Source organism: Sphingomonas sp. P3_C6 (assembly GCF_056402595.1).
Genome location: NZ_JBFUHB010000002.1, coordinates 113531 through 134555 on the forward strand (window position 1 = coordinate 113531; position 21025 = coordinate 134555).

Below are 21025 nucleotides of genomic sequence, written 5' to 3' on the forward strand. Positions count from 1 at the left end.
AGCCGGGCGCTAAATCGCGCTCTTGGCCGCATCGACAATCTCGTCGCCGCGGGCGAACCAGGTCGCCGGGCGGGCGGCGAGATTGGCGAGCAGGCGTTCGAACGCATCGATCCGGTAGGGCAGGCCCATGATATACGGCGTGAGGTTGAGCGGCAGCATGCGGCCGCCGAAGGTCGCGCTTTCTGCTTCGAGCAGATCATAGGCGTCGGTCATCTGCTCGACGTATGAATCGACCGAATGCTGCTGGTTTACCAGGATCTGGCGATCCGACAGCTCGTGGTTGAGCGGCAGGTTGACGATGTCGCCCTGCGGCGTGGCGAAGCGATAGGGCAGTTCGTCATTCACCCAATCGCACATGTAATCGAGGCCTGCCTCGACCAGCAGGCCGGGCGTTGCGAAGCTTTGCGAGCGCGCGATCGAATGCCAGCCGCGCGGACGCTTGCCGGAAACCTTTTCAAGCGAATCAAGCGACTTCAGGATCAACACTCGCTCCGCGTTCGAATCCATGTCGCCGGCGATGGTGCCGTTCATGTCCGTCGAATGCGCGACGATCTCATGGCCTGCGGCGACGATGTCGGCGATGATCGAGGGATAGCGATCGGCAATGGCCGCGTTGACTGCGACCGAGACGGGCGCCCCCACCTTCGCGAAAGCATCGAGCAGGCGATAGAAGCCTACGCGCGTGCCATATTCGCGCGCCGTATAATGGCGATAATCGGGATAGGCGGTCTGCATGTGCCCCGGCGCGCGGAACGGCTTGTCGGCCGGGGTGATTGGAAACCATTCGAGGTTGACCACCATCCACACAGCGACGCCCCTTCCGCCGGGCCAGGCGAGCGGCGGACGCTCGGTGATGCTCGACCATGGATAGGAATCATGGTCCATGCCGTGGCGGCGCCGGGAATATTCGAGATACGCGGGATCGAGCGCCATTACCGTACTTTCGTCGTGTAGCGCGCCGCGTCAGCCGTGGCGGCGTCGTAATCATGAGCCATGAAATGATCGGCGATGTCGCCGCTGCGCGTGATCCAGGCGCGCCCGTCTGCGGCGATGTGGCGCAGCACTTCCTCGAACGCGCCGATGCGGTGCGGCTGGCCGATCAGATAGGCGTGCAGCGGAATGCACATCACCGTGCCGGACTGCGCGCCCTCCGCCGCGAGGCGATCGAATTGGCGGATCAGCGTTTCGGCATATTCGCGGGGGGACATGTTATAGACCGAGAAGCCGTAATGATCGTTCACCTCCAGGCTGTACGGCATCGACACCAGCCGGCCCGCGGCGACATGCACCGGCCCCGGCTGATCGTCATGATACAGGTCGCAGGTATAGGTGAGGCCATATTCGGCGATCAGATCGAGCGTGCGCGGCGTGTGAGTGAGGGCAGGGGCGAGCCATCCCTTGATCGTCTGGCCCGTCGCCTCGCGGACCGTGCGGATCGAATCCTCGATCAGCGCGCGCTCCTGCGCTTCGTCCATGCCGTAGCTGTAGCGCGTGTTGTAGACGCCGTGGCTGAAGAATTCCCAGCCAAGCGCATTCACCTGAGCGATGATCTCCGGGTGATGCTGGCACATCGCGACTGACAGCGAGACCGAGCCCCTGAAACCGTGACGTTCCATGACGTCGACCAGCCGCTGGTGGCCGACGCGGTTGCCGTAATCGCGGTGGCTGTAGCCGACCACGTCCGGATGCGGCTTCGCCCAGCTCTTGCGGTGCGGATTGGCCGGCGGATCGAGTTCGTAGAATTCAATGTTGGGAGAGACCCAGACCGCGACGGTCTTGCCGTCGGGCCACGCGATCTTCGCACGATCGCGGTAGGGGCGGAAATCATACAGGCCGGGATCGGCATCACCTTCCCGCATCAACGCGCCTCCAGCCAGTCGATCACGGTCTGGACCGGTTCGACATCGGCATATTTCAGCTGAAGATCGGTGAGGTTGGCGAAGTGATAGCTCTCATGCTTATCGGCGCAGGTCTCGATCGGGACGATCGTGCGGTAACCGCGCGAGAGCGAGTCGACCGCGGCCGCGCGCACGCAGCCCGAAGTCGAGCCGCCGGTGATTACCACCGTATCCACCTTGTGCCACACGAGCAGGCTCTGCAGTGGTGTTTCGAAGAAGGGCGACGGCATGCGCTTGGTATAGATCGCGTCTTTTGCCTGATCGATCTCGCAGCGATCGTCGAACGCATGGCGGCGCGAATCGTATTTGATGTTCTGCAGCGAATCCGGGGTGTTGGTCCGCGTTCCCCACACGCCGGCATCGGATGCGTCCTCGGCATAGGCGACGTGAGTCCACACCACCGGCATACCCTTTGCGCGCGCTAGGCGAGAGATAGTGTTGACGTATTCGATCTGGCGCGGATCGGTTTCATACGCAGTCTTGAATTCGTCGATGCGGGTATAGGCATTCTGGAAGTCGACGTTCACGATCGCGAGCTTGTCGCCGAAGCCGAACTTGGCGCGGGCCGGGTTGGCCATTACCTCGTCGAACAGCTGTCGCGCGGTCTTGCCGTCGCTGACCATCTTCGTGCCGACGATATTCATGCAACCTCCTCGATCCGGCGCGCAGCGGCCGTATTGAACCCGAGCGGCAGGCCCGCATCGGGGATAAAACCATAAAGGGGCTCGCCCGGCAGGGCGTGCTTCAGAATCTCACGCACCGCCGTCAGACGATCGATATCGATGCCGGTGCGCAAGCCCATCGCCTCGAGCATGAAGACGAGATCCTCGGTAACGATATTGCCCGATGCGCCCGGCGCAAAGGGACAACCGCCAAGACCGCCCAGCGAGGAATCGAGCGTGGTAAGGCCGCATTCGAGCGCGGCTAGCGCATTGGCGAGGCCAAGGCCGCGCGTGTTGTGCAGGTGGATGCCGGTGACCGCATCATGGCCGACCGCATTTCGTACCAGTGCGATCAGCCGCTTCACCGCAGCGGGATCGGCATAGCCAGTGGTGTCGGAGATGCCGACCTCGTCGCAGCCAGCCGCCATCAGCCCCTCGGCGAGGCGCGCGATCTGCGCATCGGGGATCGGGCCTTCGAGCGTGCAGCCGAACGCCGTAGACAGGCTGCCCTCGAAATGCGGACGGCGTTCCGCTGGCAAGGCAGCGATCATTGCGGCGATTTCGCTGGCCCCGGCCAGCACCTGTTCGTGCGTGCGGCGCAGATTGGCCAGCGAATGAGTCTCGGAGACCGAGAGGGGCAGGGTGATCTTGTGCGCACCGGCCTCGATCGCCGCCTGAGCGCCGCGCACATTGGGTACGAGAACGGCGACGGTAAGCCCGGGGATGGTGAGCGCGTGGGCAACGATCTCGGCAGTGTCGGCGAGCTGAGGCAGAACGCTGGCGGGCACGAAGCTGCCGACCTCGATCTCGCGCACACCGGCGGCCGCTTCGGCGCTGATCCACGCCTTCTTGGTCTCGGTCGGCATGATCGGCGAAATGCTCTGCAGGCCGTCGCGCGGGCCCACTTCGCTGACGAGGATGTCGATATTGTCCATGACGTTCACGTGGATGGACCTTTCGTTGCCCGTTGCGTTATTTGTCATACGTCTATATCAAATGAAAGGCGCCATTCAAGGCGTGCGTACAGCAATATCGAGATCCGAATGCAGCAGAGCGCTTTCCCGCTGGCCGGCCTGAAAGTCATTGAATTCACGCACATGGTGATGGGTCCAGCGGTCGGTGTGATCCTCGCCGACCTGGGCGCCGAGGTCATCAAGGTGGAGCCGATCGGCGGCGATCAGACTCGCGAGCTGCTTGGTTCGGGCGCCGGCTACTTCCCGATGTTCAACCGCAACAAGCGCAGCATCTGTCTTGATCTGAAGAGCGAAGCCGGGCTGAAGGTGGCGCGCCAGCTGGCCGTCGACGCCGACATCGTGATCGAGAATTTCCGCCCGGGCACGCTTGCGCGGCTGGGCCTGTCCTACGAATCGCTGAAGGCCGAGAATCCGGGGCTGATCTATTGCTCGGCCAAGGGATTCCTCGCCGGGCCCTATGAGAACCGCACCGCGCTCGACGAAGTGACGCAGATGATGGGCGGTCTTGCCTATATGACCGGGCCGCCCGGGCGCCCGCTTCGCGCGGGTTCCTCAGTGATCGACATCACTGGCGGCATGTTCGGCGTGATCGGCATCCTCTCCGCCCTGGAACGCCGTCACCGTACCGGGGAAGGGGGCGAAGTGCGCTGCTCGCTGTACGAGACCACTGCCTTCCTGGTCGGCCAGCATATGGCGCAGGCGGCGGTGACCGGACAGGCAGCGCGGCCGATGCCGGTGCGCATCTCCGCCTGGGCGATCTATGACGTATTCGATACCGCCTTGCCCGACGAACAATTGTTCGTCGGCGTCGTGAGCGATGCGCAATGGGTCGCATTCTGCGCAGCGTTCGGGCTGGACGCTCTGGGCGCCGATCCGCGCTTCGCCAGGAACAACCAGCGCGTGCTGGCGCGCGACGAGATAGTGCCACAGATCCGGGAATTGTTCGGCGCGATGTCGCGCGCGGAACTGATCGCGAAGGTGGAGGCGGTCGGCCTGCCGTTCGCCCCGATCGCGCGGCCGGAGGATCTGTTCGACGATGCGCATCTTAATGCGGGCGGCCTGATCGAGCTGACCCTGCCCGATGGCCGCACGACCAAGCTGCCGGGCCTGCCGGTGGAACTGGACGGCGCGCGGCTTGGGCTTCAGCGCGATATTCCCCGGATCGGCGCGGACAGCGATGCAGTGCTGACCGAGCTTGGTTATGGGGCGCCGGCGATCGCCGAGCTGCGGGCGAACGGCGGAGTCGCCTGACCATGGGCCGCACCCTGTTCGACAAATTATGGGGCCTGCACGCCATCGCCAGTCTGGGGGAGGGCACCGACCTGCTCCTGATCGACCGGATCCTGCTGCACGAGCGCACCGGCAGCGTTGCGCTGGAAAGCCTGGCCGAGGCGGGCCGTGCGGTCGCCGTACCGGCCCAGGTGTTCGTGACGATGGACCATATCGTCGATACGCTGCCGGGGCGGGGCGATCGCACGATGATGCCGACCGGCACGCAATTCATCACCGCCACGCGCAAGGCGGCGCTCGATGCTGGGCTGAGCCTGTTCGACATCGGTGACCCGCGGCAGGGCATCGTTCACGTGATCTCGCCGGAGCAGGGCATCGTACTGCCGGGCCTGTCGCTTGTGTGTCCGGACAGCCATACCTGCACGCAAGGGGCGCTTGGCGCGCTGGCCTGGGGCATCGGATCGACCGAAGCCGAACATGCGCTGGCGACCGCTACGCTCCGCGTGCGCAAGCCTAAGACGATGCGGATCACCGTCCACGGGCGGCTCGGCACCGGCGTGACCGCGAAGGACCTCGCGCTGCACATCGTTTCGCGGTTTGGATCTGCGGGCGCGAGCGGGCATCATCTCGAATATGCCGGCGAGGCCGTGCGGGCGCTCGATGTCGAAGCGCGGCTGACCCTTTGCAACATGGCGACCGAGCTCGCTGCCTTTTCCGCCATCATCGCGCCGGACGACGTGGTGTTCGCTTATCTGCAGGGACGCAGCTACGCGCCCGATGCCGCGGCATGGGACGGGGCGGTGGCATTCTGGCGCACGCTGAACTCGGACGAGGACGCAGTGTTCGACAAGGATCATGTCATCGACGCGGCCGATGTGGCGCCGATGGTGTCCTGGGGCACCAGCCCGCAACAGGCGCTGGCGCTGGGCGATCCGGTGCCGGCCTTCGATGCAATGGCGTGCGGGACTCAGGCAGGGCATGATCGCGCGCTCAATTATATGGGGCTTCAGCCCGGCGACCGGCTCGAGGCTCTGCCGATCGATGCCGCGTTCATCGGATCCTGCACCAATGCCCGCATTTCCGACCTGCGACGCGCGGCCGACATCTTGCGCGGGCGCAAGGTGGCGGCGGGCGTGAAGGCGATCTGCGTGCCTGGCTCGACCGCCGTCAAGGCCGCGGCGGAGGCCGAGGGGCTCGACCGCGTGTTCCGCGACGCCGGGTTCGAATGGCGCGAGGCAGGGTGCTCCATGTGTTTCTTCGCCGGTGGCGAGAGTTTCGGTTTCCGGCAGCGGGTGATCACCTCGACCAACCGGAATTTCGAGAGCCGGCAGGGGCCGGAGACGCGATCGCACCTGGCTTCGCCGGAGACGGTGGCAGCATCGGCAATCGCCGGGCATATCGCCGATCCGCGGGCGCTGGTGGCATGAGCGCGGCCCCGTTCCGGTCGCTCACTGCGGTCGCGCTGCCGTTGGTGCGGGACAATATCGACACGGATGCGATCATCCCGTCACGCGAGATGAAATCGGTATCGAAAAAGGGGCTGGCGGACGGGCTGTTCGCCGGATGGCGCTACACAGAGATCGGCGGGCGCGAGCCCGCGCCGGGTTTCGTGCTGAACCGTCCGGGATATGCCGCCGCGCGAATCCTCATAGGCGGCGCGAATTTCGGCTGTGGCTCAAGCCGGGAACATGCCGCCTGGGCACTGGGGGAATATGGTTTTCGCGCCGTGATCGCGACGAGCTTCAACCCGATCTTTCGCGGCAACTGCGTGCGCAACGGCATCGTGCCGGTCGAACTGTCCGAGGATGCGGTGCGTGCGATCGCAGCCCTGGTCGAGGCGCGCGATGGCAGCGAACTGGTCACGATCGATCTAGAGACTATGCGCGTGGTCGTGGCGGATCGCGAATGGGCCTTCCGGATCGACGACGAGGCGCGGCGGATGCTGTTGTTCGGCATCGACGCGATCGACCTGACGCTCGAGCGCGGTGCCGAAATTGCGGCTTTCCGGGTCGCTGACCGGTCGCTTCGACCATGGGCCTATCTCGGCTGAATTCCAGATGTCGAAAGCCCAGCTACCGTCCCGCCCGCTACCAGTCGCGCAGCAGCGGGAGCAGGCCCTCGGGCAGCATGGCGTTGCGATAGCGCCCGCCCTTGCCGCGCTGGATCCGCAGCAGCATGCGCGTACTATCTATATCGCTCACCTTGAGCGCGGAGACCTCGGCGACGCGCAGCCCCGCACCATAGGCGACCGAGAGTGCGGCCTGATGCTTGAGGCAGGTGGTCGCCTCCAGCACGCGCTTCACCTCGGCCAGGGTAAGCACGACCGGGATCTTGCGAGCATGCGCGGTGCGGACCAGCTTGCGCGCTAGGTCCGGCCGATCGAGCGTGTGGGTGAAGAACCGTAACGACACCACGATGCTGTTCATGGTCGGCGCTGGCACGCCGGCCTCCTGCTGCTCGATCTGAAACTGGCGGAGATCCTCTGCGGTGGCGGTGTGTGGCGATCGCCTCGGCCAGGTCGCAAACCGCCCGACGTCGCGGAGACAGTTGCGCTGCGTCTCGTGCGAGAAGTTGCGCAGGGTCATGTCATCGATCAGGCGCTGGCGAAGCGGGCTCGCGGCAATAACCGGTATGAGGTCGTTCATCTTATGACTCCTCGCTTGAAGGAGCCTCGATGGTCTGCCCGCCTCAGGCGGCGCTCAACCCAGGCGCGAACCTCGTATTTGCGCCTCAACCTCACCGCGCACGCCACTCCCGCGCAGCGGGTTCGTGCTTCGCCCAATCCCAGCCGGTCAGCGCGGTTTTTCGATTTTCCTGAAACCGGTTTTTCCGTGAGCAGCCACTAACCGGCGGGACTGGCCGCTTCCGGAACGTCAACTATCAATAAACGGTCTCGAAACAACCGGAGAGCTACGAGCCACTATGCCAGCGATTGCCAATACCCAGCCAGCGTTGCGCGATCCGCATTCGCGACCAGGGTGACGTTCGAGACTCGTCGCCAGACGACAAAGTAAACGTCGTCGGGGTCCGCATCACGCCGGTGTCGCCGTCGAAAGACGCTGCGTTGATGAACAACGATTTACCGACCTGTTGACGCCCCGCACTCGCATGCACATGCCCGAAGCAGTGAACTCGCGGCGATATGCGCTTCAGTTCTTTTGCCAGAGATGGGCATCCCAGCGGTCTGCCCCTGCTGGATGTGTCGAGAATCCCTCTCGGCGGTGTGTGTGTGATCAGGATATCGATATCGGTCGGAATCTGTGCCCACGCAGCTGCGAGCCCTGATTGATCCTGGAAGAATGCATGGGTCCTCAAATTCGGCACCCACGGAGCGCCGTAGATTTTCAGGCCCCGAAACTCGACGACTTCATCCTTCAGGAAATGCGCATGCCGAAAAGGCTGCGATCTGCGCGTCAAATCGAATTCAAGCGGTCGGTCGTGATTGCCACCCGTACACAGGATCCGCTCGAACTTTTGCCTCCCGAACCACTCATCTATTGCACGGATTTGTTGCGGCACCCCGCCTGAGAGATTGAACATGTCGCCGCAATGGATCAGCAAATCGCCAGTAGGCAGCTCGATCTCGTCGTGCCTGTAGTGCGTATCGCTGATGACCGTAACGCGCGTTTCCATGCGATTGCTTTCCAGTGTCCGCGTATGTTTCATAATTGAAGAGCGCGCTTCCGTTCATACATGACGGTGGATCGAAATCTCAACAATCGGGCGCGTGCTCGGCGCGTCATGACTATGTCCCAGTCGATCGGGACGCGGCGCGGCCAGGCCGATTTGTTCGGCGCGCCTCTGCGGCCTGGGCTCGCTTATGCTGACGCGTTCGTCACGCCGGCCGAAGAGGCCGCGCTGATCGCGGCGATCGACCATACCGAATTGAGCTCGTCCCGGTTCCGGCAGTGGACCGGCAAGCGCCTCACCCACAGTTTTGGCTTGCGCTATGATTTCCAGACGGGCGTGTTCGCGCCGGCCGCGCCGATCCCGGACTGGCTGGAGGCGTTGAAGGTGAGGGGACCGGTTTCGCCGGACTTGCGCCTGTCGATCTCGTGCAGGCGCTGCTCATCCGCTACGATCCCGGCGCCGGCATCGGTTGGCACAAGGGTCGGCCGGTGTTCGAGCATGTCGTCGGCGTGTCGCCGGGCAGCGACGCCGCGATGCGGTTCCGCTGTCGGACCCAGGCGGGTTTCGAGAGATTATCGGCGCCGCTGGCGTCGCGCTCGATCTATCATCTCTCAGGATCGATCCGCCACGACTGGAAGTACGGTATCCTGCCCATGTAAGCGCCTCGCTGGTCGGTGATCTTCCGCAGTCTGGCGACGTGTCCGAGATGACAATCCACGAGGCGTAACCTAGGCTGCGGCATGTTCTTTAGCCGCCGATTCTGCCAGCGTCAGGAGCCGGCATCCTCGAAAGCCGCGCTTTCCCGCAGCTTGCTTTGCCTGTCAGTGCTGGCGAGCATCGGCCTCGGGGACACCGCCTTGGCGCAGGAAACCGCCCCTCAGACATCCGGGGAGACGGTCCAGGAGCGCGTTGAGCCGGGCGTCGTCGCGAGGCTCGGGCCGACCTGCGAAGCGGACGACGCCGAAGCGTGCACCGCACTCGGTTTCCAGCTTCTTGAAGGCGACGGGTTGCCGAAAGATGAGGCCCGGTCTGCCGTGATCTTTGCGCAGGCTTGCGCGTTCGGGAGCATGCGCGGCTGCACCATGGCCGGAAATGCCTATGGCGGAGGGAATGGCGTGGAGGCAGATCCCAGGCGCGCTGCCTCTTACTTCGCCCAAGCCTGCGAAGGTGGCGAGGTCACCGGATGCAACAATCTCGGGCTTGCCTATGTCGCCGGGAAGGGCGTCCCCAAGGACGATGTCCGGGCCACTGCCTTGTTCGAGGAGGCCTGTGACAAGGGCGCGGCGGGCGCCTGCGCGAACCTGGGCGCGTCCTACTCGCTTGGCACCGGCGTAACACGCAACTACCGCCGGGCGGCGCAGCTGTTTCGCAAGGCGTGCGACGGCAACGACCAGCATGCCTGCTATAATCTCGGCGTGCACTATCGAGATGGGCTCGGCGTCTCCCGCAACTACAAGCGCGCCGTGGCCTTGTTCGAGTCATCCTGCGCGGCTGGCGATTCCAGAGCCTGCGGCAATCTTGGTCTGATGGTGGACGACGGGCGGGCAGGCCGCAAAGACCGCCAGCGCGCGCTCGGACTGTTCGAAAAAGCCTGCAGTCTGGGCGAACCAGAGGCCTGTTTCTCGCTGGGCCGCGCCTATCAGACCGGCAACGGCCGCGAGCGCGACGCTGCGCGCGCGATCGCCTTGCTCGAACGGACGCTGGCGCTCGACCCTAAGACGCCATCGGCGGCCGAGGCCGAAAAAGCCTTGGCGCTCGCCCGAGCGCCGGTCGAGGATCCGAAAGGCCAGTCCGGCGAGCAGACCATGAGAGATGTAAAGCACGATGATGACGCGCATAATTGATCGCCTGATGTCACTGCGCGCCGCGATGATCTTCGGCTGTTTCTGGGCCGTGACGCCGGTCGCGGCACAATGGAAGGCCGAGGAAACCGTCCTTACCTGCCGGATCGAAGGCCATTACCGGATGGCCTCCATCTCGCTGGTGGGTACGCGGGCGATCTATCGCTACGGTCGCCCCGGGCAGGAAGCCGAACTCACTTTGTCCAGCCCGCTGGCCGATCTCGACTATCGGCGGCAAGACGGCGCGGGCGACACGATCGACGAGATTGCGACCTTCACGAATGGCGACACCGCCTATCGCTTTGCCGCAGGGTTCAGGAATGGCGCGCAGCCTGATCCGTCCGCCCTGCGCCCGTTCGGACTGCTGACTGTGAGCCGGGCTGGGAAACCACTCGCCAATCTGGCCTGCGCTCCCGCGAGCATCGTGCGGAGTCCAGACCGCTTGTTGGCGCGGATGCGCAGCATCAACCGCCAACGGACGTCTGACGGCATGACCTTTCCGAACTATCCGATCGACCCGCCGATCCGCGCCGCCGACGCGCCGGCGTGCAAGCCGGACAACAATGTCGATACCTGCTGGAGCCGCGGCGTCGATGCTGCAAGGCGGGGCGACCTGCGCGCCGCGCTCGAACATTATGACCTGTCCTGCGACGCCCGCATCGGCACCATGGGCTGCTACGAGGCCGGCAAACTCTACCTCCACATTCGGCAGCTGCGCGATTATGCCCGCGCGAAGGATAGGCTCGCGCGCACCTGCGCGGGCGACGATTCCGGCCAGGGGCCTTATGCCTGCAAATATCTCGGCTGGATGTCGTTCACCGGCACCGGTGTGCCGCGCAATCTCGACATGGCGTTCGGCTACCTCGGCAGGGCCTGCTTCCTGCACAATGACGCGATCCTTATCGATCCGGAGGGATGCCATTTCCTTGGCAGGACGGCGCTCGAACTTCGCAGCCGTTCGCCGCGCGATGCGGCCCGGGCGGATTATCTCGCTTATCTCGCCTTCGCGCAGGGCTGCACCGATGATGCCAAGACTGTCTGCAACGAGGCCCGCCAACTCTATCGCCGCGAGGTTGCGCGCGCCGCATCGTGGACAAGGCAGTGCGACAACGACGCTAGCGAACATGGCGCGATCAGCAAATGCGCCGAGCTCGCCATAAGCGGAGATGATTATGATACCGCGCAGGCCGCCCGGCGCCAGCTGGCCTCGCTTTTCCGCGCGGTTTCGACATCGAGGGAGCCGCGCCCGCGCGCTCGATAGTCATGCGAGTGCCCGAACCCTTACCCTGAAGGTCGTAGCGATCGAGCTTCGCGCCGAGCTCTCCAGCCTCGCCGGATCGGAAACGCGGGGTGGTTCGTCAAACGCGCCCCTGAAGTGACCGGGACCGACCGGCACCGACAAAGCCGGTTTCTTGCGCCGAAAGCGGACATGCCGGAGCTCTGGGGAGACGAAAAGCCGACCCCGCTATGGCCGTCGCTGGCATCCTGCTATTGTGTTGATGAGGATGGGATCCTGAGCTTATGGGGCGTCAGGAACCCCTAGCACGGTGGACGCAGACAGTTCCGGCGCCACGACGGCGAGGTCGTAGCCGCGAATGAGCGCGCGCCATTCAGGCGTCAGGGCTTCGAGATCCGCGCCGCGCAAACGGCGCAGATCCACGACGAACCAGTCACCTGGCGGCGTGCCCGCCGGGCGGGCTAGCATCACCTCCCTGGACCAGTCGGCATCCTTGCCCGTGGTCGCATCAAAGTTGTGCACGGCCACCTGGCGGCCGACCCCATTATATCCGGCTTGGACGCCTCTCGCGCCGGCGACGACGATATGGAGGGATTTCACCCCCTCTCCGTCGGCATGTTCAGCCATGAAATTGCCCAGGTCGCGCTGGGCGAGGGGATTGTAGCCCTTGTAGAGATGGTAGGCGCCGAACTTCATCAACAGGCGTGCCTGCGGCGCCTCGGCAAAATGCGCGGCCAGGGTCGTCTTCATCAGCCGCGCCCTGCGTCCGTTTGGATCGCCGCGGCGGGACTGCGAGGCCTGATAGATGGCACGGGTTTCGCGCAAGGCGGCGAACAGCGCCTTGGCCCGGTCGCCGCCGTCCCGGGCGATAGCAGCCTCCGCCTGATCCAGCATCGGGTCGGTGGCCTTGAGCAGGAATAGGTCCATGGGTGAACCGGAGGCGAGCGCAGCTTTCATCGCCGTCTGCTCCTGGGCCGCCAGCGCTTCGATCTGGGCGCGGGCGAGCGGTCCGGGACTGGCCGCCAGCATCTGTTCGAACAGATAGCCACTTGCGCCCAGGAATTCCTGATCCAGCCCCCACAGCTTGAACTGCGGCCCGGCGGCACCCGCGCAATCGGCCGCCGTCTGACCCTCGTCGCGGCCATTGAGGAAGGCCATGGCGTCGGGATGAGAGCGCATGAAATCGGAAATCTGCTGTTCCCGGTTCGGCGCTCTCAACCGCGCGTTGACCGCTCCGGCGGCCTCAGGCCCGATCTCGACAACCATGGCCGTCAGGCCGTTTGGTGCCATCAATCGACAGATGTTCGTGGTGAAGGCGGGGATCTCGCGGGAATGATGGCTCTCGCCGATCAAGACGTACCGGCTGGCGTCGATAGCCTCCGAAAGGATCACTGCTCCCGGACCCGAGAAGCCCTCCGGCCGGACAGTCAGTCTCGACCCAGCCTCCGTCAACTGGTCAGCGAACGAGGGCGATGCGGCGGGCTGGGCGCGGGCGGGAGCCGCGCACGGCGTGGCGAGCGCCAAGGCCAGCGCCATCGATTTCAGCTTCACGTCAATCACCCCTACTTTGGGAAACTCCCTCGCGGCGATCTCTAAAAACTACAAGTTCAAAACGCGATCACCAGTCTCCCTGCGGCGCGCGATCGACGCGCACCGGATGACCCAACGCCAAAAGATCACTGCCCGCGTTGTGCGATGCGCCGAGGCCTGCTCTGCGTGGATGGCAGGTTACGACTGGATCCGCACGGGCTTCGCTGACGCTGCGGTCTCGATTTAGTCCTTCAGTGCGACCGAGCTAGGGACCGTGGAAAACCTTTCCATAGCCAATCGACTACGCTTGTAGTCGTCGAGCTTTCGCCTATGTGTCGCTGGCGATGGATCAAGGGACTGCTGATGAAAGCTTGGGCTGTGGCGACTGCATTGGCATTGGTGGTTGGCACTGCCGCGCCCCTCAATGCGCAGAAGATTGACGGCGCTTCGATCACCCCTCCGCAGGCGGCATCCATCGATGCAGTCGTGCGGTCGCAAATGACGAAGAGGTCGATACCCGGGGCGCAGGTGGTCGTCGTTCGCAATGGCCGCACCATCTATAGCGGCAGTTTCGGCATCGCCGACCTCGAGGCCGGGACCGCGGTTTCGCCAGCCACCGTGTTCACGCTGAATTCTTCCACGAAGAGTTTCACTGGGGTGGCGGTCATGCAGCTGGTCGCAGAGGGCAAGCTCTCGCTCGATGCTCCGGCGTCGCGCTATCTAGACGACCTTCCGACCGCCTGGAATATGGTCACGCTGCGCCAATTGCTCACGCACATCTCTGGATTGCCGGACGTGATCATCCAGCCCAAGGGACAGGGCACGGGGACCTTGGTGGGCGACGGCGACGAGGAATCCGCATGGTCCACGGTCAAGACATTGCCGCTGCAGTCACCTGCTGGCACGCAGTATAGATATAACCAGACGAACTACGTTTTGCTTGGCAAGATCATCGACAAGGTGAGCGGCACGCCGTTCACCCAGTTCATGAAGGACAGGCAGTTCGATCCTGCCGGAATGCGAGCCACGACCTTCGGCGACTCGCGCACCATCGTTCCGGGGCGCGCAAGAACCTATCGCTATGCCGGCGGGGCGGTGGACGGGGATGCGCGCTCGCGCCCCCTCGAGCACGCGTTTGACGATTTCACGCCCTTCATTCGAACGGCAGGCGGCCTTAATGCGACGGCCGAGGACGTGGGCCGCTGGCTCGCCGCGCTGCGGAACAATAGGCTGATGGCGGTATCGGCGCGTCAGAGTATGTGGACGCCGGGGCGATTCAATGATGGGTCGCCGACGCCCTGGGGCTTGGGATGGCCGCTTTCGGACCATGGCGGGCACCCGGTTGCTGCTGGGATCGGCGGGCGGCGATCGGCATTCTTCGTCTATCCCCGCGACGATCTGTCCATCGTCGTGCTCACCAACCTCGCCGGCGCCAACCCCGAAGAATTCATCGACGAGATTGCCGGGCAGTTCCTGCCTGATCTTTTGGCCGTGAACGGTGGCGGGCTGCCGCTGCCGGTCAAGCGGCTCCGCGAAGCGCTGGTTCGCAATGGCTTCGCAACCGCCCCCGATGCGTACGCGCGCCTAAGGCAGCGCGACAAGGGATTTGCGATTGCCGAGGATGACTTGAATCGCTGGGGCGGTACGCTGCTTGGCGAAGGCGCGATCGACGAGGCGGTGAACATCTTCGCGCTCAATACGCGGCTTAATCCGAAGAGCGCCAATGCGCATGACAGCCTTGCGGAGGCATATGAGGCTAAGGGAGCACGCGACCTTGCCATAGCGAGTTACCGGATGTCGCTTGAGCTGGATCCTGGAAACGACCACGCCATCGCTCGCCTGGATGCGTTGGGTGCGCCGTTCGACGGCAGAAATTAGCTTGCGACCAGTCTTCTGGCCGCGATCGAACTATCTATCATGGAACCTCAATCCTTGGAGCTTGTACTGGCTTACCCGGCCCAACTGGCCCGCCCTTGGTAGTCCGGGAGCTTCCAGGCACCGTCTCTGTCCCCGGTCGAGAAGCGCGCTACCAGCTCGGGTAAGCGTCCCACCTGCCAACGTGCCAGCGCTCATGATGGCCGCCTTGGCAGGACTGCCGCGGCATCTTCGTCCATAACGAGAGGGCGACCAGCAGGATGGAGTTTTCTCAACTGGCTCGTTCGTACCGAATCCAGCCGGCGGATATTGTAGATGACGAACCCGATCCCTGTCCTGCTTTGCCTTGCGCTCCTCACATCCTGCACGTCGAACAGGGCCGTCGAAGGGACTGTGCGCCTAGGCCGAACTGCCACTGTCGGCGGGCCGCGCGTTCGGCCTGATCGGATCGTCGAGGATAGTCGCTGTCCTGCGGACGTACAGTGCGTCTGGGCGGGTCATCTAATCGTGGCGGTGACGGTTCTTGGGGGAGGGTGGTCGAAGCAGGTCGAGCTCACGCTCGGCGTGCCGATAGACATCGCCGACGGCAAGCTGACCTTGGTGAGCGCGGCCCCAACCCGGCAAACGGACGGGCATCTAAGCAGGGCTTTGTCATATCGCTTCACTTTCGATTTCCAGGGTGGGCTGTGAAGGGGGCACTTCCGGCTCTGCCCGAAGTTCGACGCGTGACGAACAAGCTTGGAGAATAGCATGAAGCTGAACCCGCGGGTTGCCCTTGTCATCGGTATCGTGCTGCTCGCGATAGGTGCATTCATCAGCTTCGGCAGCGCGCCGCCCCCGCGGATCATTGCGACGGCGCTCGACGAGGAAGGCTACCCGCCAGCCTCGCTCTATGATTTTGTCCAGCGCATCGCCGCGGTCGCACGCGGCAAGACCTATCAGGACGATCGTATCGAGCTTGAGGGCAAGGCTCGCAGGCTCCTGGAACGCGCCAACTGATTCCCCGGGGGCCCAGACGGCGACTCTTGCTGGTGCCCCATCCCAAGAGGAAACCGTCATGGAATTCGGCCGCTACGTCGTGCTCAGCACGGTGTATGTCCGCTGCGCGACCGGAGAATTGCTGACCGCGTGGTCTCGGCTTGAGCCGGTTGACCAGCCGCTGGCCGTAGCGCCGACTCAATATGGCTGGTTCCTGCCGATGCGTGCGCTGGCTCAGCCGATCGACCCGCGGCTTCCAGAGGAAGTGATAGCCATCCTTGCCTTCGGCCGGAGCCTGGGCTGCGACTATGTCCTGCTCGATTGCGATGGCGACCGCGAAGCTGCGCTGCCCGTCTTTCCCTGGTGAGCCTTTTGTCGAATCGGAGGGGGTGGGAAGGGGGGGCGGCGCTGGGCTGGCACTTTCAAGCGGAAGGCCCCATATTCCAAATCCTTTCTCGCATTGTCCTGGCCCTGCGCCATCGCCTCATCGCGCTTCGATCGCGACGGCCTCCAAACTCCACTCGGCCGGTTGCAGGGGAATCTGCGGTGGACAGAGTAAGATACTGAGCCGCGGTCGACGCATTGCCGCCGCCGAGCCGGACGATTCTCCTCCTTCACCCGGTCGCGGCGCTCGACATTGGGCGTATCGCTGAGCGGTCCGGGCTTTCCACGATGGAGGGCGAAAGGCACCTCGCAGATGCGATCCTCGCGATCTGGACCGCGCTCGACAACGGTCTTGATTGATTCGCCTTTCCACCGCTTCGGAAGTTCGTCCTGCGCCGTGCGGTTTGGGTGCGAATATCGCGACCACAGCGACACCTGGTTCCGTGCCTATGGCGACGAGAATTGGGAATTCGACCCTGACGGCCTGATGCGCCGCCGTATCGCCAGCATCAACGAACACCCGATCGCCGAGGCCGATCGCAAGTTCCACTGGCCACTCGGGCGTCGGCCGCACGATCATTCCAGCCTGTCCGACTTCGGTTTCTGATGTCCGCCGGCCGCGCGAATACTCAATCGCCGCAGTCGAGCGGGACCACCAGCGGCGCCGACCCCACCATCTCGATCCGTGCGCCGATACCATAGACCGAGGCGAGCCGGGCCTCGGTCAGCACGTCCAGCGGCGGACCGTCGGCGACGATGCGGCCCTGATCCAGCAGGATCAGCCGGTCGCAGTGGCGCGCCGCCATGGTCAGGTCGTGCAGGATGACGACCACCAGTGCACCGGCGCGCGCTTCGCGGGCCAGCAGCTTCATCACCTCGATCTGATGCCCGGGATCGAGCGAGGTGAGCGGTTCGTCGGCGATCAGCGCCGGGGCTTCGACCGCCAGCGCCCGGGCGAGCAACACGCGGGCGCGCTCGCCGCCCGACAATTCGGTCGCGATCCGATCGCGTAGCGGGAGCACGTCGGCCTTTGCCATCGCCGCCTCGATCGCCGCCTGATCGCGCTCGCCGATCCGCGACATCGGCGTGAGGTGCGGCAGCCGGCCGAGACCCACCAGCCGCTCCGCCGTCAATGGCCAGTGCAGCGTCTGTCCCTGGGGGAGGTAGGCGATGCGGCGGGCCAGGCCGGCGCGATTCATCGCCCCCGCATCCTCGCCATCGATGTCCACCCGGCCGCGATAGGGCGTCAGCGCGAGCAGCGCGCGCGCCAGGGTCGATTTGCCGGCGCCGTTGGGCCCGATGACGCCGATCAGGCTGCCTGCCTCAAGCGACGCATCGATTCCATGCAGCACGGCTCTGCGCCCGAGCGAGACCTGGAGCGCCTCGATGCGGATGGTCACCATAGCCGTCGCTCCCGCATCAGATGGGCAAGGAAGACCGGCACTCCCAGGAACGCGGTGACCACGCCGAGCTTCAGCTCGCTGGCCGAGGGGATCAGCCGGACGCCGAGATCGGCAAGGGTGAGCAGTGCGGCGCCGGCGAGCGCCGAGGGCAGCAGGATCGCAGAGGGCGAACGGTCGGTGAATGGGCGTACCAGATGCGGCACGATCAGCCCGATGAACCCGATCGAGCCGGACACCGCGACTGCGCCACCGACCCCGATCGCCACGCCCAGCAGCAGCCGGAGCCGCGTCCGGCCAAGGTCGGTGCCCAGTGCCCGTGCGCCATCCTCGCCCAGGGTCAGCGCGTCGAGTGCACGGCCGTCCCAGAGCAACAGCAATGATCCGATCGCGATGCAGGGCAGCGCAACCCAGACATGGCTAAACGACCGGTTTTCCAGGCTGCCGAGCAGCCAGCTCATGATCTCCATGGCCGCGAAGGGATTGGGCGAGAGGTTGAGCGCCAGGCTGATGCCCGCGCCCGCCAGGGTCGCCACCGCGATTCCGGCGAGGATCAGCGTGAGCGGGCTTTCGGATCGGCGCGCCAGCGCGAACAGCATCGCCAGCGCCGCGACGGCGCCGATGATCGCCAGCAGGGGCAGCATCAGCGGGTGCAACTCGGCCAGACCGAAATAGATCGCCGCCACTGCGCCCAGCGCGGCCGCATTCGAGGCGCCGAGCACCGAGGGTTCGGCCAGCGGATTGCGCAGATAGCCCTGCAGCGCCGCACCGGCGAGACCGAGCATCGCGCCGACCGCGAGGCCGAGCAGCATGCGCGGCAGGCGCAGGTCGAACAGGATGGCGGTGGCGATGTGGTCGCCATGCCCGGCGAGCGCCGCGAGCAGCCGCCCAAGCGCGATCGGCGCCGACCCGGTGAACAGCGAGGCCGCCCCCGCGAGCATCGCGATAATGAAGAGCGTCGTTAGAAGGGCGACGCGGTTGCCTGAAAGTTGCACGAAGGACCTCGCTCTGGATCGGTCTTCCCCGTCACGCTTGTGTCCCGGGGCAGTCATGGTCATTGGGTCAGTGTCGTCGCCTGCGGGAATGCCAAAGATCATGCATCGAGTTCTTCTCCTTCTCGCTGCCCTGACAGTAGCAACCGGTGCGCCGGCGTCGGGCGATACGCGCCGGCCGCCCCGCCCGACGCGGATCGTTTCGCTCAATCTGTGTGCCGACCAGTATCTGCTCGCGCTGGCCGATCCCGGCCAGATCGCCGGGCTGACCCGCTTCGCCCGCGATTCCGCCATGTCCGCCGGCGCCGAAAAAGCCAGGGCCATGCCGATCCTGGGAGGCTCGGCCGAGGAAGTGCTTGCGGTCGAGCCCGATCTCATTGTCGGCATGCCCGCGCGCCGCAGCGAGATGATGGGGGCTTTGGCCGGGCGGCATTACAACATGGTCAACCTGCCCGCGGCGAAGAGCTATGCCGACATCCTCGACCGGATCCGCACCGTGGCGAAAGCGGTCGGTCATCCCGATCGCGGCGAAGCGCTGATCGCCCGCATGAATGCCGAGCTTGCCGCGCTGCCGCACCCGCACAATGCCGGTGTGGCGGCCTATTATCAGCGGCGCGGCTATCTGACCGGCACGGGCACGCTGATCGACGACCTGCTGACCCGCGCCGGCCTGACCAATCTTGCCGGCAAGCTCGGCAAGCCCGCGCTCTCGCAGCTTTCGATCGAGGATCTGGTCGCGGCCCAGCCCGACTATATCCTGCTCGAAAGCGCCAGCGAGCATGTCGTCGACCAGGGCACTGAGATGCTGCAGCATCCGGCGTTGCGCGGCATCAAGCGGCTGCGCCTTCCGCAAGCCTGGACGGTGTGCGGCGGCCCCGCCTATGTGCGCGCGGCGCGCAGCCTCGCGGCGCAAGTTTCGGTGCGGCGCTAGAGGCCTCATTCGATCATAGTCGTCAACCCGGGCTTGTCCCGGGGGCCACCGTGCCGCGCGCCTGCGGGCTTTGGCTCTTGCTGCATGGTGGAGGCCGGAAAAGGTCCGGCATGACGGGCCTGTGCGCTTCCGCTCGGGGGGATAGCAATCCGGGGAGGTTGTTCGAAGCGCCCGCGAAACAGGCTGGTGGAGCGGCGGCTTCATGTCAGCGCTCGGTCATGGCGTCGCGCCAATTCCGACGCGCCTGCCAGCCTCGGCGTTCAAGCTCGGCTACGGCCTGCTCCTCCGTCGGATAGCCAAGGCACAGGACGGCGATGAGCCGCCAGGATGGGGGCACGTCGAGCAGGGCCGTTACCCGATCGGGATCGAGGATCGAGACCCAGCCGAGCGCGACACCCCGCGCCCGCGCCGCCAGCCAGAGCGTATGGATCGCCATCACCACGGAATAGGCCAGTGTCTCAGGCATGGTCGCCGCGCCTAGGCCGAAGCCTGCCTCTGGCGCATCGTCGCAGAACACCGCCATGATCTCGGGCGCCTCGCGCAGGCCGTGAAGCCTGAGCCTTCGATACAGTGCACCGCGATCGGTATCGCCATAACGTTCGCCGGCGCGCGCAGCCGCGTGATCGACCTGATCGGCCAGCGTTGCCCGGATATCCGCTGACACGAGTCTCACGAAACGCCAGGGCTGCGAATTGCCGACCGATGGAGCACGCTGGGCGGTCGCGAGCAGATCGTCCAGCAGGCCATCCGGCAGAGGATCGGGCCTGAAATGGCGCACGTCCCGCCGCCAGGCGAGCAGGCTATCCAGCTCTTCCCGGAAATGCGCGTCGAAGACCGGTGGCGTTTCGGTCAAGGTCAGAACTCGATCCCGGCCTGCGCCTTCACGCCCTGTTCGCGGAAGGGATGCTTCACCAGCGTCATCTCGGTCACCAGGTCGGCAGCTTCGATCAGTGCCTCGGGCGCGTTGCGGCCGGTGACGATGACATGGGTCATCTCCGGCTTGGTGGTGAGGACTGCGAGCACCTCGTCCAGCGGCAAATAATCGTAGCGCAGCACGATGTTGAGCTCGTCGGCGAGCACCATGTCGTAGGACGGGTCGGCGATCATCCGCTTGACCTCTTCCCATGCCCCGCGCGCGACCGCGATGTCGCGGGTCCGGTCCTGCGTGTCCCAGGTGAAGCCTTCGCCCATCGGCTTGAATTCGACATTGTCGAAACGGTCGAACACGGCCTTCTCGCCGGTCRCCATCGCGCCCTTCACGAACTGGACGACGCCGACCTTCATCCCGTGCCCGATCGCGCGCACGACCATGCCAAGCGCGGCGCTGGTCTTGCCCTTGCCCTTGCCGGTGTGGACGATCAGCAGGCCTTTCTCGCCCTGGCGGGAATCGACGATGCGGTCATGTGCCGCCTTCTTCTTGGCCATCTTCGCTGCGTGTTCGGCCTCGGTGCGTTCCACCATCG

Annotated in this window: 20 protein-coding genes and 2 pseudogenes; 11 read left to right on the plus strand and 11 right to left on the minus strand. The window is 65.0% G+C overall.

Annotated features, from left to right (window positions below; all coding sequences use genetic code 11):
• Nucleotides 1-9: 9 nt before the first annotated feature.
• The 4 genes from AC1DT7_RS03945 to AC1DT7_RS03960 are packed head-to-tail and all read right to left on the minus strand — an operon-like array spanning nt 10 to nt 3495.
• Nucleotides 10-933, minus strand: a complete 924-nt coding sequence (locus tag AC1DT7_RS03945) for a polysaccharide deacetylase family protein (RefSeq protein WP_478034399.1) — start codon at nt 931-933, stop codon at nt 10-12.
• Nucleotides 933-1859 (minus strand): polysaccharide deacetylase family protein, encoded by a 927-nt coding sequence (locus tag AC1DT7_RS03950; RefSeq protein WP_478034400.1) that lies wholly within the window; start codon nt 1857-1859, stop codon nt 933-935. Before AC1DT7_RS03950 ends, AC1DT7_RS03945 begins: the two co-directional genes overlap by 1 nt.
• Nucleotides 1859-2542: an isochorismatase family protein gene (locus tag AC1DT7_RS03955; protein WP_478034402.1), complete on the minus strand. Its 684-nt coding sequence runs from the start codon at nt 2540-2542 to the stop codon at nt 1859-1861. Before AC1DT7_RS03955 ends, AC1DT7_RS03950 begins: the two co-directional genes overlap by 1 nt.
• Entirely contained in the window at nt 2539-3495 is a 957-nt protein-coding gene (locus tag AC1DT7_RS03960) for a hydroxymethylglutaryl-CoA lyase (RefSeq protein ID WP_478034635.1), read from the minus strand. The genes AC1DT7_RS03955 and AC1DT7_RS03960 overlap by 4 nt, the downstream gene beginning before the upstream one ends.
• A 108-nt stretch (nt 3496-3603) precedes the next feature.
• On the opposite strand from AC1DT7_RS03960, the gene AC1DT7_RS03965 reads away from it, so the two are divergent.
• Genes AC1DT7_RS03965 through leuD form a run of 3 tightly spaced genes read left to right on the plus strand, consistent with a single transcriptional unit; the run spans nt 3604 to nt 6814 of the window.
• Nucleotides 3604-4785 (plus strand): CaiB/BaiF CoA transferase family protein, encoded by a 1182-nt coding sequence (locus tag AC1DT7_RS03965; protein WP_478034403.1) that lies wholly within the window; start codon nt 3604-3606, stop codon nt 4783-4785.
• A 2-nt stretch (nt 4786-4787) separates the two neighbouring features.
• A complete protein-coding gene (locus AC1DT7_RS03970; protein ID WP_478034405.1) occupies nt 4788-6191 on the plus strand; it encodes a 3-isopropylmalate dehydratase large subunit in 1404 nt (467 codons plus the stop codon).
• Nucleotides 6188-6814: a 3-isopropylmalate dehydratase small subunit gene (leuD, locus tag AC1DT7_RS03975; protein ID WP_478034406.1), complete on the plus strand. Its 627-nt coding sequence runs from the start codon at nt 6188-6190 to the stop codon at nt 6812-6814. Before AC1DT7_RS03970 ends, leuD begins: the two co-directional genes overlap by 4 nt.
• A gap of 40 nt (nt 6815-6854) precedes the next feature.
• On the opposite strand, the pseudogene AC1DT7_RS03980 reads toward leuD, so the two are convergent.
• Both AC1DT7_RS03980 and AC1DT7_RS03985 read right to left on the minus strand, forming a co-directional pair.
• Nucleotides 6855-7409 (minus strand): annotated as a pseudogene (locus tag AC1DT7_RS03980) (tyrosine-type recombinase/integrase); the annotation flags it as partial.
• A 265-nt stretch (nt 7410-7674) separates the two neighbouring features.
• Nucleotides 7675-8397 carry a metallophosphatase domain-containing protein gene (locus AC1DT7_RS03985; RefSeq protein ID WP_478034408.1) on the minus strand — a complete coding sequence of 241 codons (723 nt, stop codon included), beginning with the start codon at nt 8395-8397 and terminating at the stop codon, nt 7675-7677.
• 422 nt (nt 8398-8819) lie between these two features.
• On the opposite strand from AC1DT7_RS03985, the gene AC1DT7_RS03990 reads away from it, so the two are divergent.
• The 3 genes from AC1DT7_RS03990 (at nt 8820) to AC1DT7_RS04000 (ending at nt 11496) form a co-directional block, all read left to right on the plus strand.
• Complete coding sequence (locus tag AC1DT7_RS03990) at nt 8820-9053, plus strand: 2OG-Fe(II) oxygenase family protein (protein ID WP_478034410.1); 234 nt, start codon at nt 8820-8822, stop codon at nt 9051-9053.
• Nucleotides 9054-9134: 81 nt separating this feature from the next.
• Entirely contained in the window at nt 9135-10238 is a 1104-nt protein-coding gene (locus tag AC1DT7_RS03995) for a tetratricopeptide repeat protein (RefSeq protein WP_478034412.1), read from the plus strand.
• Entirely contained in the window at nt 10222-11496 is a 1275-nt protein-coding gene (locus tag AC1DT7_RS04000; protein WP_478034414.1) for an SEL1-like repeat protein, read from the plus strand. Before AC1DT7_RS03995 ends, AC1DT7_RS04000 begins: the two co-directional genes overlap by 17 nt.
• Before the next feature lie 258 nt (nt 11497-11754).
• Here AC1DT7_RS04000 and AC1DT7_RS04005 read toward each other — a convergent pair whose 3' ends face one another.
• The gene (locus AC1DT7_RS04005) at nt 11755-13023 is read right to left on the minus strand and encodes a hypothetical protein (RefSeq protein WP_478034415.1); all 1269 of its coding nucleotides are present in this window, start codon (nt 13021-13023) and stop codon (nt 11755-11757) included.
• A 342-nt stretch (nt 13024-13365) separates the two neighbouring features.
• Here AC1DT7_RS04005 and AC1DT7_RS04010 point away from each other — a divergent pair, with 342 nt between their 5' ends.
• From AC1DT7_RS04010 to AC1DT7_RS04025, 4 genes and pseudogenes are all read left to right on the plus strand, one after another.
• Nucleotides 13366-14880 carry a serine hydrolase domain-containing protein gene (locus AC1DT7_RS04010; protein WP_478034417.1) on the plus strand — a complete coding sequence of 505 codons (1515 nt, stop codon included), beginning with the start codon at nt 13366-13368 and terminating at the stop codon, nt 14878-14880.
• A gap of 747 nt (nt 14881-15627) precedes the next feature.
• Entirely contained in the window at nt 15628-15876 is a 249-nt protein-coding gene (locus AC1DT7_RS04015; protein WP_478034419.1) for a hypothetical protein, read from the plus strand.
• Nucleotides 15877-15934: 58 nt separating this feature from the next.
• Nucleotides 15935-16222, plus strand: a complete 288-nt coding sequence (locus tag AC1DT7_RS04020; protein WP_478034420.1) for a DUF5983 family protein — start codon at nt 15935-15937, stop codon at nt 16220-16222.
• Nucleotides 16223-16615: 393 nt separating this feature from the next.
• Nucleotides 16616-16846 (plus strand): annotated as a pseudogene (locus tag AC1DT7_RS04025) (DUF1348 family protein); the annotation flags it as partial.
• A 22-nt stretch (nt 16847-16868) separates the two neighbouring features.
• On the opposite strand, the gene AC1DT7_RS04030 reads toward AC1DT7_RS04025, so the two are convergent.
• Both AC1DT7_RS04030 and AC1DT7_RS04035 read right to left on the minus strand, forming a co-directional pair.
• Nucleotides 16869-17642 (minus strand): ABC transporter ATP-binding protein, encoded by a 774-nt coding sequence (locus tag AC1DT7_RS04030; protein ID WP_478034422.1) that lies wholly within the window; start codon nt 17640-17642, stop codon nt 16869-16871.
• A complete protein-coding gene (locus AC1DT7_RS04035) occupies nt 17636-18580 on the minus strand; it encodes a FecCD family ABC transporter permease (RefSeq protein WP_478034636.1) in 945 nt (314 codons plus the stop codon). Before AC1DT7_RS04035 ends, AC1DT7_RS04030 begins: the two co-directional genes overlap by 7 nt.
• Before the next feature lie 154 nt (nt 18581-18734).
• On the opposite strand from AC1DT7_RS04035, the gene AC1DT7_RS04040 reads away from it, so the two are divergent.
• Entirely contained in the window at nt 18735-19562 is an 828-nt protein-coding gene (locus AC1DT7_RS04040; protein WP_478034424.1) for an ABC transporter substrate-binding protein, read from the plus strand.
• 205 nt (nt 19563-19767) lie between these two features.
• On the opposite strand, the gene bluB is transcribed toward AC1DT7_RS04040, so the two are convergent.
• Both bluB and cobO read right to left on the minus strand, forming a co-directional pair.
• Nucleotides 19768-20415: a 5,6-dimethylbenzimidazole synthase gene (gene bluB, locus AC1DT7_RS04045; RefSeq protein WP_478034425.1), complete on the minus strand. Its 648-nt coding sequence runs from the start codon at nt 20413-20415 to the stop codon at nt 19768-19770.
• Nucleotides 20416-20417: 2 nt separating this feature from the next.
• Nucleotides 20418-21023, minus strand: a complete 606-nt coding sequence (cobO, locus tag AC1DT7_RS04050) for a cob(I)yrinic acid a,c-diamide adenosyltransferase (RefSeq protein WP_478034427.1) — start codon at nt 21021-21023, stop codon at nt 20418-20420.
• Nucleotides 21024-21025 lie beyond the last annotated feature (2 nt).

Excerpts from the sequence above, each read along its gene's own strand:
- AC1DT7_RS04040 (WP_478034424.1), top strand. The coding sequence starts at position 18,735 with ATGCATCGAGTTCTTCTCCTTCTCGCTGCCCTGACAGTAGCAACCGGT.
- AC1DT7_RS03985 (WP_478034408.1), bottom strand. The coding sequence starts at position 8,397 with ATGGAAACGCGCGTTACGGTCATCAGCGATACGCACTACAGGCACGAC.
- AC1DT7_RS03995 (WP_478034412.1), top strand. The coding sequence starts at position 9,135 with ATGTTCTTTAGCCGCCGATTCTGCCAGCGTCAGGAGCCGGCATCCTCG.
- AC1DT7_RS04035 (WP_478034636.1), bottom strand. The coding sequence starts at position 18,580 with ATGCTCGCGGGGGCGGCCTCGCTGTTCACCGGGTCGGCGCCGATCGCG.
- AC1DT7_RS03955 (WP_478034402.1), bottom strand. The coding sequence starts at position 2,542 with ATGAATATCGTCGGCACGAAGATGGTCAGCGACGGCAAGACCGCGCGA.
- AC1DT7_RS04030 (WP_478034422.1), bottom strand. The coding sequence starts at position 17,642 with ATGGTGACCATCCGCATCGAGGCGCTCCAGGTCTCGCTCGGGCGCAGA.
- AC1DT7_RS04010 (WP_478034417.1), top strand. The coding sequence starts at position 13,366 with ATGAAAGCTTGGGCTGTGGCGACTGCATTGGCATTGGTGGTTGGCACT.
- AC1DT7_RS03965 (WP_478034403.1), top strand. The coding sequence starts at position 3,604 with ATGCAGCAGAGCGCTTTCCCGCTGGCCGGCCTGAAAGTCATTGAATTC.
- AC1DT7_RS04000 (WP_478034414.1), top strand. The coding sequence starts at position 10,222 with ATGACGCGCATAATTGATCGCCTGATGTCACTGCGCGCCGCGATGATC.
- AC1DT7_RS03970 (WP_478034405.1), top strand. The coding sequence starts at position 4,788 with ATGGGCCGCACCCTGTTCGACAAATTATGGGGCCTGCACGCCATCGCC.
- AC1DT7_RS03950 (WP_478034400.1), bottom strand. The coding sequence starts at position 1,859 with ATGCGGGAAGGTGATGCCGATCCCGGCCTGTATGATTTCCGCCCCTAC.
- AC1DT7_RS03960 (WP_478034635.1), bottom strand. The coding sequence starts at position 3,495 with ATGGACAATATCGACATCCTCGTCAGCGAAGTGGGCCCGCGCGACGGC.
- leuD (WP_478034406.1), top strand. The coding sequence starts at position 6,188 with ATGAGCGCGGCCCCGTTCCGGTCGCTCACTGCGGTCGCGCTGCCGTTG.
- AC1DT7_RS03945 (WP_478034399.1), bottom strand. The coding sequence starts at position 933 with ATGGCGCTCGATCCCGCGTATCTCGAATATTCCCGGCGCCGCCACGGC.
- AC1DT7_RS04015 (WP_478034419.1), top strand. The coding sequence starts at position 15,628 with ATGAAGCTGAACCCGCGGGTTGCCCTTGTCATCGGTATCGTGCTGCTC.
- AC1DT7_RS04020 (WP_478034420.1), top strand. The coding sequence starts at position 15,935 with ATGGAATTCGGCCGCTACGTCGTGCTCAGCACGGTGTATGTCCGCTGC.